The following is a 16,377-nucleotide window of genomic DNA, read 5'->3' on the forward strand; positions in this document are numbered from 1 at the left end:
TCATCCTGAGCCAGGATCAAACTCTCCATAGTAGAAGATTGTTTTGAAGACCAAAGTCTCCGAATGTTGTTCCTAGCCTTAATTTTGAACTCTAATCTAAAATTAGAATTGTTTTGTTTTTCTATCTCTTCTCAGTGCCTCAAAGAACTCTTATTATTCGCTCAACAAACTTGTTGATTGCGGCTGCAAAGGTAAGTGTTATTTTTAAATTTCAAAATTAATTTTCATTTTTTGAAAATCTGATTTCAGAAATGCTACACCTCTGCTGTTTCAATCGTTTTAAGAGCGTATTTCCTTTCGGAAAGCGGATGCAAAAGTAGCGCTATTTTTTGAATCTGCAATAGTCTTGCGTACTTTTTCCCAACTAAAAAATCTCAAAAAGTTACATTTATCTGTTTTTCTGAGTGTTGAAAAATGAAATAAAAGAAGGTTTGTTTAAGTCGTCAAATAGGCTATTTTTGGACTTAAATACCGTATTGTATATGCATAACGACAAAAAGGTGGTAATAATACCGACCTACAACGAGATAGAAAATATTAATGCTATCATTACTAAGGTTCTAGGGCTACTTGGAGACTTTAACATCCTTATTATAGACGACGGATCGCCTGACGGAACTGCTGATGAAATTAAAAGAATGCAATCCCTCCAAGAAAACGAAGGGCGTATTCATCTAATCGAACGTAGCGGCAAATTAGGGTTAGGAACTGCTTATTTAACTGGTTTCAAGTGGGCTATTGCAAACGATTTTGACTATATATTTGAAATGGATGCGGATTTTTCTCATGACCCAGAGGATTTAATCCGCCTTTACGAAGCCTGCAGAGAGGGTGCTGATTTAGCAATTGGATCTCGATATGTTAATGGCGTCACCGTTGTAGAATGGCCTATCGGACGCATTTTAATGTCGTACTATGCATCTGCATATGTTCGTTTTGTTACTGGAATGCCTGTACAGGATACAACCGCAGGCTTCAAATGCTACCGAAGAAAAGTTCTTCAAACCATCAATCTCGATAATATCAAGATGAAGGGGTACGGATTTCAAATAGAGATGAAGTATAACACCTACCTGCTTCAATTCAAAATAGCAGAAGTGCCAATTATATTTAGAGATAGAACAAAAGGCACCTCCAAGATGTCTGGAGGGATATTTGGCGAAGCATTTTGGGGTGTACTAAACATGAGGCTAAGAAGTCTGTTTGGTAATATAAAAGAAAATCCAAACGCATAATGGCAACATTCCTCATAAACGGAGCTACGATAGTAAACGAAGGCAAGTCCTTTATTGGAAATGTCCTTCTAAAGGATGGACTAATTAACCGCATATCCACTTGTCCAATAGAAGCAGAAGCCACCATTATTGATGCTACAGGGCTGCTCCTCATTCCTGGCGTAATTGACGATCAGGTGCATTTTCGAGAGCCTGGCCTAACACAGAAAGGAGACATACAATCGGAATCTAGGGCAGCAGTAGCAGGCGGCGTTACCTCCTTTATGGAAATGCCCAATACAAAACCACCAACAACGACCCTTGAACTTCTTGATCAAAAATATGAAATCGCAGAAAAGAGCTCATTTGCCAACTTCTCGTTTTATATCGGAGCAACCAACGACAACCTCGCTTTAATCTCAAAAATTGATCCCAATTCGGTTTGTGGAGTTAAAGTTTTTATGGGATCTAGCACTGGAAATATGCTTGTAGATGAAAAAAAGGTGCTGGAGGGGATTTTTGCAGAGTGCCCCACCATAATAACAACACACTGCGAAGATGAGGCGACTATTAAAAAAAATCTTGCAGAATTTCAGGTGAGGTATGGAGATAAAATTCCCGTTGAAGCGCACCCTCTAATCCGATCTAACGAAGCCTGCCTGCGCTCAACGGATATTGCCGTTGGTTTAGCAACAAAATACAGTTCAAAACTCCATGTTTTGCACATTTCGACCAAAGAGGAGCTGGCGTTATTTGACAAAAAACCGCTTGTAGAAAAGAAAATCACCGGGGAAGTGTGTGTTCATCACCTTTGGTATTCTGATCAGGATTACAGTTCAAGAGGTAATTTCATAAAATGGAATCCAGCAATCAAATCTGCAGAAGATCGAGATGCACTTAGGGCAGGTTTATCTATAGGAAAGTTAGATGTCGTTGCAACGGATCATGCTCCGCATACGCTTAACGAAAAATCTAATCCGTATAGCACCGCACCATCAGGAGGACCAGCCGTGCAACACTCCCTAGTTCTTATGCTCGAACTTGCTAAACAAGGGATCTACAGCATTGAAGCGGTTGTTGAAAAAATGTGCCATGCACCTGCAACCCTTTTCAATATCTCTAAAAGAGGATTTATCCGAGAAGGCTATCATGCCGATCTTGTTCTAGTAGATCCAAAAGCAGAATGGACTATTTCAAGAGAAAATATCTTTTACAAATGTGGATGGTCTCCGTTTGAGGGTGTAAAACTATCAAACAATGTAAAAAAGACCTTTGTGAATGGAATCCTAGTATACGATACAGGGGCATTTGTTTCCGATAAGCCTAACGGAGTTCGATTGAAATTCGATAGATAATAAAAAAGGGGACCTCAATTTTGAAGTCCCCTTTTTATTTACAGAATCTACTAGTAGAATCTGTAACGAGTATCTTTTATGTCTGCAGCTTTACGAAGAGCTTCGTACGATTGGTATACCGCACGCTGAGCATTCATTCCACTAATGCGAACTTTTTCGGACTCGATACTAAATGCAGGATCTACCGTCTTTCCTGTTTGCTGAAGCACATAAACTCCATTTAAACCTACAACTGGCTTGCTTATTGTATTTGGCTTAATGGTTGTTGCTGCTGCAATTAAGGCTGGTTCGATACCTACATTAGGCACAATGTACGAACTGAAAGCGATATCATTTGCATCTGCAGCGGTTGTTCCTAACTTCTGGGCAAGTTGGTCGATGCTAGAAACACCCTTAAGCGATTCTTCCATCTTTTTCTCCAACATTTCACCCTTCTTTTCGCGCTTCACTAAGTACTCAACATCCTTCTTAACCTGATCTAGAGGAGCAATACCTTTTTCGCGAATTCCAGTAACAACTGCAACAACAAACTGATCCTTCAACTCAAACACTTTTGAGATCTCGCCCTTATCTGTTTCGTATGCCCAACGAACAATTTCGCGAGGATTGATTAAGCCAGCAATATTACGCTCATTTGCACCCAAACGAGATGCTGCTCTCTTATTCAACTTTTCTGCCGCAACTTTCTTGTTAAAATCTTCATAGCTCTTACAGTCTGCTACGAAACGGTTTGCCGCATTATAAGCCGCTTGAACGGTATGGCTGCTTGGCTCCACATCGCGCTGAACAACGGCAAGCTGAACTCTCTTTGTTGCTGCACCACGATCTGTAACTTGAAGAATGTGGTAGCCAAAATTAGTTTGAACCAACTTTGTTGAACCAACAGGTGCCGCAAACGCAGAATCGTTAAATGCAGGAACCATCATTCCTTGACGGAACCAACCTAACTCTCCTCCCTTTTCTGCAGAGCCCTTATCAGCCGAATACTTCTTTGCTAATTCGGCAAAGTTACCTCCTCCTCGCACTGCGGCAAGAACGCTATCAGCTTGAGGCTTAGAAGCCACTAAAATATGACGAGCCTTTACGGAGTCTGGCATCATTCGGATGCTAGCAATGCGGGCCATGATAAATGAGTTTCCGTCGAAATACGGCTTAAGGAAAGAAGCTGTATTAGCGTTGAATGCAAAACTATCCAATTTAGCAGCAAGCTGACCTTTTGCATAGAACTTTTCATCAAACCCTTTATCCGAATTATTTTGAGCGTACTGAGCTGGATTTTGAGCAGCCATAAATTCTGCCTCAGATCCCTTAACCCAACTTAGCGCATTGTCGAAATCGTCCTTCGAAGGCTTTACATCAAAAACCACATACTCGATATCACGACCATCTTCCTGTTCGAACATCTTTTTATGCTTGTTGTAGTACTCCTTTAAGTCTGAATCTGACACCTTAATTGTTGAATCAGAAACTGCGAAAAAGTTCTGAGCAACAAAGCGAATGCTATACTTGTTGGCATCATTTGAAAGAGCACGCTTGGCATCTAACGAAGTTACGTAAAGAGAACGCTGAATTAACGAAGAGAACTTACGAGTTAAACGTTCAACCTTAACTTGGCTTTGAATGTAATCCCAGTAAACTCGGCTTCTTCCGGTTTGATCTGCATCCAGATTTTTCACAAAGGCTGCAATCTGATTGCGATCAACCTGACCTGTTTGCGGATTTTGAAAGAAGTTCTGAACAACTGGAGAGATATGATTCCCTTGAATCATATCTGCCATCTCATCGTCAGATACATCAATTCCCTCTTCCTTCATTTTTTGGTCAAGTACGATTTCACGTACCATCTCTTCCCATGCTTGTTCTCTGATGGCAGTATTTTCCTCCTCGGTTAGGGCCGATTTGCCTGAAAGCAACTTCTGAGTCTCAGACATTTCATCAACTCGTTTCTGAAATTGAGTAACAGATATCTTGTGCCCGTCGATTTCAGCCACCTGCATTTTAGAACTGTTCAGGAATGAACTCCCTGAATTGATTATGTCCCCCAAAATGAATGAAAGGAGAGCAAAACCAATAACAACAGCAATCAAAACACCGGAGCGGCTTCTAATTTTTTCTAGTGTTGCCATGAAGTATTTAATTTAAATTAATTCATTTTTTTGAGACCACGAATATAGTAAAATACCATATAAACCAAATGGTTTTGCACTCTTTTTTATTCCTGAACCGTTAAATGAACGAGTATGATACGGGTTGAAGACATCCTTAGAATCTTTATCTTAAATTGATCGATAAGGATAATCTCGTTAGGAAGCGGAATGTTCTGGTTGTAGTAGAGAATAAAGCCTGCTATCGTATCGTATTCTTCCGATTCTGGAATCTTCAAGCTATACTTTTCGTTAATGTCTTCAACTTTTAATTTCCCCGAAAGCAGGAAAACGCCCTCTTTTACCTGCTTGTCAACAGTATCCTTTTCGTCATGCTCGTCTTCAATTTCCCCAAAAATTTCTTCAATAATATCTTCAATAGTAACCATTCCGGCAGTTCCTCCAAACTCATCCACCACAATGGCAATAGACTTATGCTCCTTAATAAATCTTGTCAGCATTTTCTGGGCAGACATTGTTTCTGGAATAATGCTCACAGGGAGGAGCATTTGCCTAACAGATTTTGGAGACTTAAAAAGATCTTTAGAATTAACATAGCCTATCACATTGTCGATACTATCCTGATAGACCGGTATCCGAGAAAAATTTGTTTCAACAAAAATATTCCGCAGCTCTTCAATCCCAGAGTTTACGTCAATTGCTCTCATATCAGTTCGCGGAATCATACGATCTCTCACCTTTACCTCTGAAAAATCGAGCGCATTCTGAAATAGCTTAATATCATGGTTCGACTCCACATCTTGATGTCGCGTTGATTCATCAATGAGGTTGATTAAATCTACCTTGTCGAAAATTGGCCTAGCATCCTTCGCGCCGATCTTCACTCCGAAAATTTTCAGGATTAGAACGGAAAACCAAGTACTAAACTTAGCGACAGGGTAAAAAATGAAGTAAAGAAAAAGCAACGGAAAAGTAAAAAAACGAAGAAAAGAGTTAGCCTTTAACCGAAAAAATGCCTTAGGAAGAAATTCACCGGCAACCAATATCAAACTTGTTGACAGCAGGGTATTTACGACCAATATCGTAGCATCCGATTTAATATGCTGCTGCAATAAAGGAGTGACCAGCTGAGTGGTGTAAATTCCATAAATTACAAGCGCGATGTTATTGCCCACAAGCAACGTGGAAATAAACTGTCCAGGATGCTTTATAAATATGTCAAATATGGATGCATATGCTTTCCCCTGCTTGCGATCTAACTCAATCCGCAACTTATTAGAACTTAGGAAGGCTATTTCCATTCCCGAAAAAAAGGCAGAAGTTACAAGGGTGAGCAAAATTACTACAATCACGGTATCCATCAGATGGCCTGCTTACGGATTCTATACCTCACAAGAAACATCAAAAGACAAAGTCCTGCCAAGATAAGCATACGCATTCCGGCATCACTCCCAATGGTAAGAAATGAAAATGCAGAAAAAAAGATGAGGAATAATGACATTACTCCCCAGATCCACATCCAAATTCTATTCTTTTTCGCAGAAATCTTCATCTCAATTAGAATGAAAAGCCTGACATTTTAGGCTTTTTTACGTTATAATCCTGAAATTTTTCATCGGCATCAATACCTTCGCCAGTGCTAGTCGAACCATCTGCACGAACAACCTTAACAAAGACATCGGAAGAAACCCTGCGGGTTTGCTCATTCCAGTAAAGTTTCTCGGTATAAAGTGTTTCCCCCTTACTGTTTTTACCAACTACGTTACCTCTCGCTTCCCACAGCTTCTGGTTCTCATGATAAATAGCGTAGTTAGCCGTAATACTTGCAACAAGAGCACCTGCCTCGTTGAAAGATTCCGCCTTAATCCCCTTGTTAAACTCAGAAAAAGGCTCCTTTTTCAAGCTGTAACGCTGAACATACGGAGCAGAAACAATCATTCTAGGCTTACCACCCTGGGTATAGACTGATCTAAAGTTATCCATCGTCTCCGAAGGCTTATTCTCAAAATTCGAGATCGCCTTAACGGTTTCCAGATCGCTCTTACACGATACTAAAAAGGTAGCACCTGCCAATGCAGATGCCACCATTACTTTCTTCAAAAGCGAAGCTGTATTTCGCATATACTAAAACTATCTTGATCTAACGGTTGTACGTTCATTAATACCGCAACCAACGGTAATTGTTTGACCAACTTCGTAAGCGTAGCTAAATAAATCAGTCTTACTTGGGAAAGCTGCTGAATAGTTATTTATCAAACGATCTGCCTCATCTGCAACTGAAGAGTCAACTTGTTTTGCTTTGCGAAGATAATCAACGGCCACAAAGTAAGGTCCTGCACTCAAAATTGGATCTGCTGCATTACATTTCTCTGATCCTATGATATTGGCTATAATAATGTAAGCCATTCCGCTATTTCCATCAGCATCTAGGGCAAGACGTGCTAGAGACTTCGCTTCTGACTTATTTCCTGACTTCATCATTGAACTAGCTGCATATAGGTAGATATTCGCCTTATCTTTACCCGATTTGGCGCTTGCAGCTTCCTTAAAGTATGGAAGAGCTTTCCCATATTCCCCTCTTTCTACAAAAAGATTGGCAACATTCAGTGCTCCTTCAGGGCTAGGCTCCGCCTTTTGTAAGGCTATAGCCGCCTTAAAGAATAGATCGGACTTAGTGCAACGATTTGCTGAAAGCAAGGAAACGATACGCTTTAGCATATCCACATCATTGGGAGTTTGCTCAAATTTTGAAGAATATAAAGCAATCAAGTTATCGCAACTTGCAACGCCGCTATTTACAAATGTGGCGTCCATTGTTGTTTTTGCGTTCTTCACCTCCTCGTTTGTCGGATCTGCAGCAAGCTGCTTCTCAACCACGCTTCCGTAGGTAGAGTAGTAACTCATTACTTGATCTGCAGTCGCGGCCTTCTTCTTATACAAATCGCATGTAATAACCATTCCGTAAGCTATAATTTCTGCGCTAGCATTATCACCTTGGCTTTTAACTAGCGAGTTAATCATATCCAATGCGTGAGGAGCTTGATCTGGTCTATAAACCAATAGATCTTGTACTTTAAACTCTAATGCACTTGCTGCATACTTGGGAAAGTACTTAATACGTGTATCATATAGAGCCATCAAAGAATCAACATAAGCCTGCTTAGCGGCCTCATTTGGAGCCGTTTCAATGAAGTGCTGATAAATTACACGCCCCTCTTGAAGGGCTTTTAGTGACGCTCCTGGACAAATCTTATATGCAACTCTCCAGTACTTATAAGCTTCCTTGTAATCCTTTGCCTTAAATCCATCTTTATAAAGATTTAGATTTGTGGCACATGTCTTTCTTGCGTCCTCGTCGGGTCCATACTTCGGATCCTGAAGGTACGATTGAGCAGAAGCACTAACTGCCATAAATAGCAGAACAGCTAATACTCCTAATTGAACCAATTTACTTTTCATGCTACAGATAATATTAAAACTTTTACATATAATGCTAATCAAACATTGGTTTGAGGAACCAACGGTCAAATAAGGAAACCCCTACTGTAAAGGTAAAATAGTTCTCCTTTATTCCACTTGCAGCTTTTGTGCCACGCTGCCCGTACTCAAATGAAGTGTTAATATACGACAATCCCTTCAACGGAAATCCGATCCCTGCAGTTACAGCAATATCCTTAGATTTTTTGCCATCTACCTTGTAGTAAAGATCAGAGTAGCGCGCACCAATTCTATACGTAACTCGGCTAAAGTAGTTTCTAAAATCTCTTACATTGGGCGTAAACTCAACCCCTGCTCTTACGGCATTTGTATTCACATACTGAGAAAGGTGGTCTAAAGGATCAACCTTAGTCCATTGTGTAAACTCGTAATCAAGAGCAAGTGTGAAGGCATCAAACTTACCGTAAGAAAAACCGAGTCCATACTTTGAAGGGATTCCAAAGTTAACCCTAGAATTGTTATCCTTTATGGTATCGGTAACTCCAATTGAGGAATAAATAAAATCTTTATATGAAGCCCTAATTTTCAATTTAGGCTGATAGGTTAAACCTATATTTACAAACTTTTCGTCTCCAATCTTCTTAAAATACTGCATACCGGTAGAGAATCCAACATTCGACACCATTACTCGTGTTTCTCGGGTAGAGGACAAGTAATTCGGGTTGGTGCTGGAAAATATGGTATTGTAAGTTCTATCTATCGAACCAAAATAGAGGTTAAAATTTGCACCTACAGATAAACCTTCGAGAATCTTCACTCCCACTCCGATCTGTCCCAAATTGATTCCGCCTTTTCCGTTATTCTCGTAGGATACATTTCCAACCTCGGCAAGAATCTTTTGATCCGTTTCATCATAGGCCATCCTATATCCAACTTGAGTCATTGGCTGAATGGTTAACGCAGTAAAAACGCGCTTCGAAATAGGAAACGCTAAGGAAAGGTGGTCAAAGGCAAAACCGTTGAAGCTCGATTTCTTAGTGCGATTTTCAGCATAAATATTATTCGACTCAACACCAAAATCAACTATAAAGGTTGTTGTGTCTTGTGCTGTCAAAGCCGCTGGATTCAAGTGATTTATGGTAAATCGGCTTCTCAAGCCAATACCTGCATCGCCCATTCCCCTTGTATTTGAAAATCCAGGACTAGATAGTTGTCCTATTCCATACAATGTGGATGGTGAATATATATTCTTGCTATATTCTTGAGCGCTAGCTGTCAATCCAATAACAGCAAATAGTAGTAAAGACGAAGTACGTAAAGTTTTGCTATACATTATGCTCTAAAATTCGGTTCAAACCTAGGACTACCAAATTGGGAACGACAAATATGCTATTTTTTAATCTTCCATCAAAGAAAAATGCATCCCCGCCAGTAAATATCACCTTCATATCAGGGTAAATAGGTTCAAATTTGTCGATATAAGAGTCCAACTCAAATATAACACCATTCAAAACTCCAGCCCTAATTGCCTCGGTGGTATTTTTACCAACTAAAGAAAATTCTTCCGTTTTTTCGAGTAAAGGAAGCTTCGAAGTAAAGGAATTTAATGCCTTAAATCGGGTTGCAATCCCTAGCGATATGTTTCCTCCTACAAAAACTCCTTTGTCGGAAATAACGTCGATGGTGATTGCCGTTCCGCAATCAACTACTAAAACGTTTCGGTTGGGGTAAATATTGTTTGCCCCAACTGCTGCTGCCAAACGGTCGAGCCCTAAGGTAGTTGGACTTTCATACCCATTTACCAACGGAATTGCCGTTTTGTGGTTAAATAACAGTAATTCTGACTCTATATAACTATTGATCCACAAAGGAATAGGCTCTGTTCTTACAGACGCGACAATTCCCTTTTCAAACGTAGAATTTGTCTCAAAAAAAAGACGCGCTAGAGGATCTTCCCAAGAGCTACATCTTTCGATGCTGGTAACCTCCCCATTCTCTACCGAGGCCAACTTTATGCAGGTATTGCCTACATCTACAACTAAGTTCATAGTGCCGCCTCCCGCATTTTGGATAGAACGGAATAAGCCGCATCTACATCCTTAACATTTGGAATGGATATGTACAATTTTTCGTTTGCCTGCTTTACCTTAAAGCTTTGTGGCGATTTTTGAAGATATGCAATCAACTTCCCAAACATCGGCATTTGATAGTAACCAGACATCTGATTAGATATGAAGTAAACGATCATAATGCCATTTTTTAAGATAATCTTTTCGAATCCTAACGACATAGCCAACCGCCTTAACTTTACAACATGCAGCAGCTGCTCAACCTCTAACGGCATTGGGCCAAATCGATCGACAAGCCTTGCTTTGTATTTTTCAAGTTCCTCCTCATCGTCAATTGCGTCAAGTTCTCGATACAACCGAATTTTTTCGGGGATACTTCCAATGTAGGCATCGGGCAGTAAGAGTTCCATATCGGTATCAATATGGCAATCTGTTACAAAATTAATATCGTGCTTTTCTGGTTCGCTCTCTGCGTTTTCAAATAGATAGCGAAATTCAGAATCCTTCAATTCTTGGATTGCCTCATTCAATATTTTATGGTAGGCTTCAAATCCTATTTCTGCGATAAACCCACTTTGTTCTCCACCTAGCAGGTTACCAGCACCTCGAATATCCAAATCCTGCATCGCAATATTAAAGCCACTTCCCAAATCGGAGAAATCTTCAATAGCCTTCAACCTACGCCGTGAATCTTGTGGAAGACCAGAGACAGGAGGTGCTAGCAGGTAACAAAAAGCCTTTTTATTAGAACGCCCAACCCGGCCTCTAAGCTGATGCAAGTCGCTCAACCCAAACTGATGGGCGTTATTTATAATAATGGTATTCGCATTCGGAATATCTAATCCAGACTCTATGATAGAGGTTGCCAGAAGAATGTCCGCTTCTCCGTTGATAAATGCCATCATAGTTTTCTCCAACTTCTCAGGTTCCATCTGACCATGAGCAACCAATGTTTTTATGTTGGGAACCAACTTTTTGATATAGTTTTCGACTTCAAGAATATCGATTACCCGATTATGAACAAAGAAAACCTGCCCTCCTCTATCCAATTCGTAAGCAATTGCTTCGCGAATTATTTCCTCGTTAAAGGTGTGAACTTCTGTCGAAACTGGATGCCTATTAGGCGGCGGCGTTTGGATGATAGACAAATCTCGAACCCCCATAAGGGAAAACTGTAAGGTTCTAGGAATTGGCGTTGCGGTAAGGGTAAGCGTATCTACATCGTGCTTCATCTGCCTAAGCTTTTCTTTTGCAGACACCCCAAATTTTTGCTCTTCATCGATAACAAGCAACCCAAGATCCTTAAATTTTACATCCTTTCCGACAATACGATGCGTTCCTATTAGAATATCGACCTTTCCTTCCACAACATCTTTTAAGATTTCCTTAGATTCCTTTGCCGTTTTCAGACGACTTATCGACTCTATTCTAACTGGGAAATCCTTAAGCCTATCCCTAAATGTTTTTAGATGCTGAAGGGCGAGAATCGTTGTTGGCACAAGAACCGCAACCTGCTTGCTATCTGCCGCTGCTTTCAAGGCTGCTCGAACAGCAATCTCCGTTTTACCAAAACCAACATCTCCACAAACCAGTCTATCCATCGGCATCTCCGATTCCATATCCTCTTTAAAGGCCTTTGTGGCACGAACCTGATCTGGTGTGTCCTCGTAAATAAACGATGCTTCCAGCTCATACTGCATAAAGGAATCGGCAGAAAACTGGTATCCCTTCGATGCTCTTCTCTGCGAATAGAGGGCTATCAGGTCCTTTGCAATATCCTTTACCTTTTTCTTTGTCTGGGTTTTTAATTTTTGCCAAGCACCGCTACCGAGCTTATAAATTTTAGGAGGTTCACTATCCTTACTTTTAAATTTTGAAATACGATGCAGCGCATGAATATTTACAAATAGGACATCGTTATCACGATATACCAGCTTAATAGCCTCCTGCATTTTCCCGTTGACCTCTGTTTTCACCAAGCCTCCAAATACGCCAACACCGTGGTCTATATGCACTACAAAATCGCCAATTTGAAGGTTGCTCAACTCCTGAATCGTAATTGACTCACTTTTATTCAACTCTCCGCGAAGCTTATACTTTTGGTATCGCTCAAAAATTTGGTGATCTGTATAGCAGCACAACTTCGCCTGATGATCCACAAACCCCTCATGCAGGGCAAGCTGTACAAAGTCAAACTCAATATGCTTTTTTGTAATAGAATCAAAAATGGCATGCAACCTCTCCACCTGAGCGGGGTTCTCGGAAATGAGGCAGGTGGTGTATCCCATCTCTCCATTATCCATTATGGTGTTGGAAAGTAGCTCAAAGTTTTTATTGAAGGTTGGCTGGGGGGTTGTTGAAAATTCGACGACAGTATTGCCGCTGACCAATACCGAAGGGGCTAGCGATATTACAGAGAAACGGGTAAATCCCTCTAACAAGTTATCGGGGGTGATTATCCACTCCTGTTTTTCTCCCTTTCCTTGCGCAGATTCGATTTTTGTAACATCCGTATTTGCATCTATTTCAACAAAACGCCGATGCACAAAATCAGGCTCTACAACCCAAAACTTCGAGGATTCAGGAATATAGTCGAATATGCTAACCTTTAGCTCTGATAGCGACGCATTTTTGAGGTTAGGAACAACCTCAATAAACGGAAGACGATCCTCGGAAAGCTGCGTATCTATATTAAAGGTCCGAAGAGACTCCACTTCGTCTCCAAAAAAATCTACACGATATGGTCTGTTGTCCGAGAAGGAAAAAATATCTACAATACCACCACGCACCGCAAACTGTCCTGGTTCAAAAACAAAATCGACCCGTTCAAAATTGTACTCCAAAAGAACATCACGAACAAAGTCTATAGAGACCTTCTCTCCGATACTTATTTTAAGGGTATTGGTTCTTAACTTCTCCGACGAAACGACCTTTTCGATAAGCGCTTCGGGATAGGTAACAATTGCCAAAAAACCATCTTTGGGGGCTCCCTCTTTTAGCGCATTAAGCACAGCCGTACGCTGAATAATTCCAGAAGGGTCTTCTTGCCCATACTGTATAGAGCGCTTATAGGCCGAAGGAAAAAAGAGGATTCGGTCGGATTGTGTTAGATTAAAGAGGTCGTTATAAAAATAGGCGGCATCATCCTTTTCGTTTAGCACGAAAAAGAGAACCTGCTCATTGGCCAAAATCAGCGAGGCCACCACACTCTGTGCCGAGCCATTTAGCCCATCTATCTTTATTGAAGAGCAGCCAGACTTCAAATGCGTTTTCAATGCATGGACAGAGTCCTGCTGCTCTATTCTCTTAACAAGCTGTTGAACGTTCAAGTTGTTTGATTTTAACTTCGAACGCAAATTTAATCAATAATTCTCAACACAAGGAGTATTCGGCAATAGTATTCAACCTTGATTTACTGACGCTTCCTGCATAAACTCCTCTGCCTTTTTTACTAAACGATACGATCCGACCATAAAAGGAATTCGCTGGTGTAATGAAGTTGGCTTTATTTCAAGAATTCGCTTGGTGCCAGTAGAAGCCTTACCTCCAGCCTGCTCGGCCAAAAAAGCAATAGGGTTGCACTCATAAATCAGACGAAGTTTACCTTCTGGTTTCGAGTGCGTTTGTGGGTAAAGAAAAATCCCACCATAGAGAAGATTTCGATGAAAATCGCTCACCAAGCTCCCAATGTATCTAGCGGAATAAGGTCTGTTAGTTGCTGGGGATTCCTCCTTACAATAGTCGATATAGCGCTTTATGCCTGTTGGAAAGGATTTATAGTTCCCCTCATTTACCGAATATATCTTTCCCGACTTAGGGGTTTCGATTCCATTATGCGACAAGCAAAACTCTCCGATAGAAGGGTCTAAGGTAAAACCGTAAACTCCTTTACCTGTAGTGTACACCAGCATGGTAGAGGAACCATAAATAATGTAACCTGCACAAACCTGTTTTTGCCCTTCCTGCAAGAAATCCTCTAAAACGGCCTTCTCTCCACGAGGACTAATACGGCGATAAATGGAGAAAATTGTACCTACCGAAACGTTAGAGTCCAAGTTCGCCGAGCCGTCAAGCGGATCCATACACACAATGTACTTTCCCTCTCTCGACATTTCATCCTCAAAGTTTACAATTTCATCATTTTCCTCTGAGGCTACCCCACAGCATTCGGTGCTATTTTTTAAGCTATTAATAAAAAGTTCATTGGCAATATAGTCAAGCTTTCGCTGCTCTTCCCCTTGGACATTTACAGTACCTATAGTTCCTAAAATGTCTGCAAGACCTGCCTTGTTTATCGACCTGTTTACAATCTTAGCCGCTACGCTGATATGGTGCAGCAAGCGGGTAAATTCGCCTGTTGCGTATGGGAAATCGGCTTGGCGCTCAATAATAAACTCGGATAATGTTGTAACCTTGTACTTTTTTAAAATAGCATTCATGACTTATAAAGATAATAGAACCTTACACTGCTACCTACCGGTTGGACATGCTGCAAATTAATATAAATAAAACCACCCATGCAAACGTTTGCGCTATAATTTAAAATAGACAAATGAAATTAAAGCTACATTTATCAACCAACAAGACATTTATACATTACTATTTGTTATATTCAAACAACAAGCAGCAACAACACCTACTATTCAGCATTGTTTTTTCCATCTTTTTAATTTTACATCGATTTATATCGGTTTTGAGGTTACTTATACCTTAAAACAGAAGCTAAATTCAAGACAAAACATGCTATCCCTACTATTTTTAGTAACTTTCGACCCGCCATAAATTGGCGTTAAATGCAACCTGCATGCTGTACAACGCGTACATGCATCAAAACAACCTTGTCATGCGGGTTCATCCAACCGTAAAACAGCATATTCGGATGAAAGTATTCAAATTTGGAGGAGCATCTGTTAAGGATGCCAACGGAGTTAAAAATGTATGCGGTATTATTTCCAGTACCCCAGAAAATTTGGTGGTCGTTGTTTCGGCCATGGGAAAAACAACCAATGCGTTTGAACGGATATTAAACGCCTATCTTGACGATAAGCAGGAGATCCTACAGGCAGAGGTTAAGGCCCTGAAGAAATACCACGAGGAAATAATTTCGAACCTATTCGAAAATCCAGCACAGCCTCTATTCGAAATGGAAGCAACTTTCGAAGGGCTTTTGTACTTTCTTTCCATTAACACCAAGCGCGACTACGATTTCTGCTACGATCAGGTTGTATCTGTAGGCGAGCTGATATCGACAAAAATTGTAGCTAGCTACCTAGCCACCCAAAATGTAAATGCAGAGTGGATAGATGTACGGACCATACTCCGCACCGACAGCACCTATCGCGATGCCAACGTCGACTTCGATAAATCTGCCGAGCTATTTAAAAACCAGATAGACTTTAGCAAAACCCAAGTATACCTAACCCAAGGTTTTATTGGCGCCAACCACAAAGGCTTCTCGACTACGCTTGGCCGCGAAGGTTCGGACTACACCGCAGCAATAATTGCCAACCTGCTAAACGGAGAAAGCGTTACCATTTGGAAAGACGTGCCAGGCGTACTAAATGCAGATCCTCGAATATTTAATGAAACGGTACATCTGCCATCGGTATCATACAAGCAGGCAATAGAGCTGGCATTCTTTGGAGCGCAAATTATCCACCCCAAAACCATAAAGCCACTACAAAACAAGGGAATTCCCCTTTACGTAAAGTCGTTTGTAGAGCCAAGTGCCGTTGGAACCGAGGTTGCGGCCTCCATTTCGAAGATTGATGCCGTGCCCGTATACATCTTAAAGCAGCAGCAGGTACTTATATCCGTAGAGCCCAAAGATTACTCCTTCGCATTAGAAGATAGCTGGATTAAGCTCTTTACAATAATGCAAAAGCACCGACTAAAGACAAACCTAGTTCAAAATTCTGCCATAAGCATCAGCATCTGCGTAGATGGAAATAACCACTACCTAAACGATGCGCTAGAGGAGATGATGAACTCGTTTAGGGTAAAGTACAACGAGAACCTAAGTCTCCTAACCATCCAAAACTACAACGAGCAAATTCTCGAAAACTACTCCTGCAACAAGGAGGTGCTGCTGATGCAAAAGAGCCGCCGAACAGCCCGAATTCTTTATAAGTAGTACCACCAACCCTATAAAATAAAACCTCGAAGATTACTCTTCGAGGTTTTTTCGAACTTGATT

At 40.8% G+C, this 16,377-nt stretch carries 11 protein-coding genes; 3 read left to right on the forward strand and 8 right to left on the reverse strand.

The genetic code is table 11. The features are described from left to right. The first annotated feature begins 482 nt into the window (after positions 1-482). Both L990_RS00680 and L990_RS00685 read left to right on the forward strand, forming a co-directional pair. On the forward strand, positions 483-1,235 hold the full coding sequence (locus L990_RS00680; protein ID WP_047444514.1) for a polyprenol monophosphomannose synthase: 753 nt from the start codon (positions 483-485) through the stop codon (positions 1,233-1,235). Then, the gene (locus L990_RS00685) at positions 1,235-2,569 is read left to right on the forward strand and encodes a dihydroorotase (protein ID WP_047444516.1); all 1,335 of its coding nucleotides are present in this window, start codon (positions 1,235-1,237) and stop codon (positions 2,567-2,569) included. Before L990_RS00680 ends, L990_RS00685 begins: the two co-directional genes overlap by 1 nt. A 50-nt stretch (positions 2,570-2,619) precedes the next feature. Here the strand turns inward: L990_RS00685 and L990_RS00690 are convergent, their stop codons facing one another. The 8 genes from L990_RS00690 to fbp form a co-directional block, all read right to left on the reverse strand. After that, a complete protein-coding gene (locus tag L990_RS00690; protein WP_047444517.1) occupies positions 2,620-4,695 on the reverse strand; it encodes a peptidylprolyl isomerase in 2,076 nt (691 codons plus the stop codon). 86 nt (positions 4,696-4,781) lie between these two features. Then, complete coding sequence (locus L990_RS00695; protein ID WP_047444520.1) at positions 4,782-6,035, reverse strand: hemolysin family protein; 1,254 nt, start codon at positions 6,033-6,035, stop codon at positions 4,782-4,784. A 196-nt stretch (positions 6,036-6,231) separates the two neighbouring features. Next, positions 6,232-6,795, reverse strand: a complete 564-nt coding sequence (gene lptC / locus L990_RS00705) for an LPS export ABC transporter periplasmic protein LptC (RefSeq protein ID WP_052180621.1) — start codon at positions 6,793-6,795, stop codon at positions 6,232-6,234. A gap of 9 nt (positions 6,796-6,804) precedes the next feature. Next, positions 6,805-8,133: a tetratricopeptide repeat protein gene (locus tag L990_RS00710; protein WP_047444525.1), complete on the reverse strand. Its 1,329-nt coding sequence runs from the start codon at positions 8,131-8,133 to the stop codon at positions 6,805-6,807. Positions 8,134-8,167: 34 nt separating this feature from the next. Next, the gene (locus tag L990_RS00715) at positions 8,168-9,289 is read right to left on the reverse strand and encodes a hypothetical protein (protein WP_047444526.1); all 1,122 of its coding nucleotides are present in this window, start codon (positions 9,287-9,289) and stop codon (positions 8,168-8,170) included. Between the two features lie 148 nt (positions 9,290-9,437). Next, positions 9,438-10,160: a type III pantothenate kinase gene (locus tag L990_RS00720; RefSeq protein ID WP_047444527.1), complete on the reverse strand. Its 723-nt coding sequence runs from the start codon at positions 10,158-10,160 to the stop codon at positions 9,438-9,440. After that, positions 10,157-13,510: a transcription-repair coupling factor gene (mfd, locus tag L990_RS00725; protein WP_047444528.1), complete on the reverse strand. Its 3,354-nt coding sequence runs from the start codon at positions 13,508-13,510 to the stop codon at positions 10,157-10,159. Before mfd ends, L990_RS00720 begins: the two co-directional genes overlap by 4 nt. Positions 13,511-13,582: 72 nt before the next feature. Further along, positions 13,583-14,620 carry a class 1 fructose-bisphosphatase gene (gene fbp / locus L990_RS00730; protein WP_047444529.1) on the reverse strand — a complete coding sequence of 346 codons (1,038 nt, stop codon included), beginning with the start codon at positions 14,618-14,620 and terminating at the stop codon, positions 13,583-13,585. A gap of 440 nt (positions 14,621-15,060) precedes the next feature. Between fbp and L990_RS00735 the strand changes: the two genes are divergently transcribed. Beyond that, positions 15,061-16,314, forward strand: coding sequence for an aspartate kinase (locus L990_RS00735; protein WP_047445061.1), 1,254 nt, complete (start codon positions 15,061-15,063; stop codon positions 16,312-16,314). The last annotated feature ends 63 nt before the right edge of the window (positions 16,315-16,377 follow it).

This window comes from Alistipes sp. ZOR0009 (assembly GCF_000798815.1).
Lineage (GTDB): Bacteria > Bacteroidota > Bacteroidia > Bacteroidales > ZOR0009 > Acetobacteroides.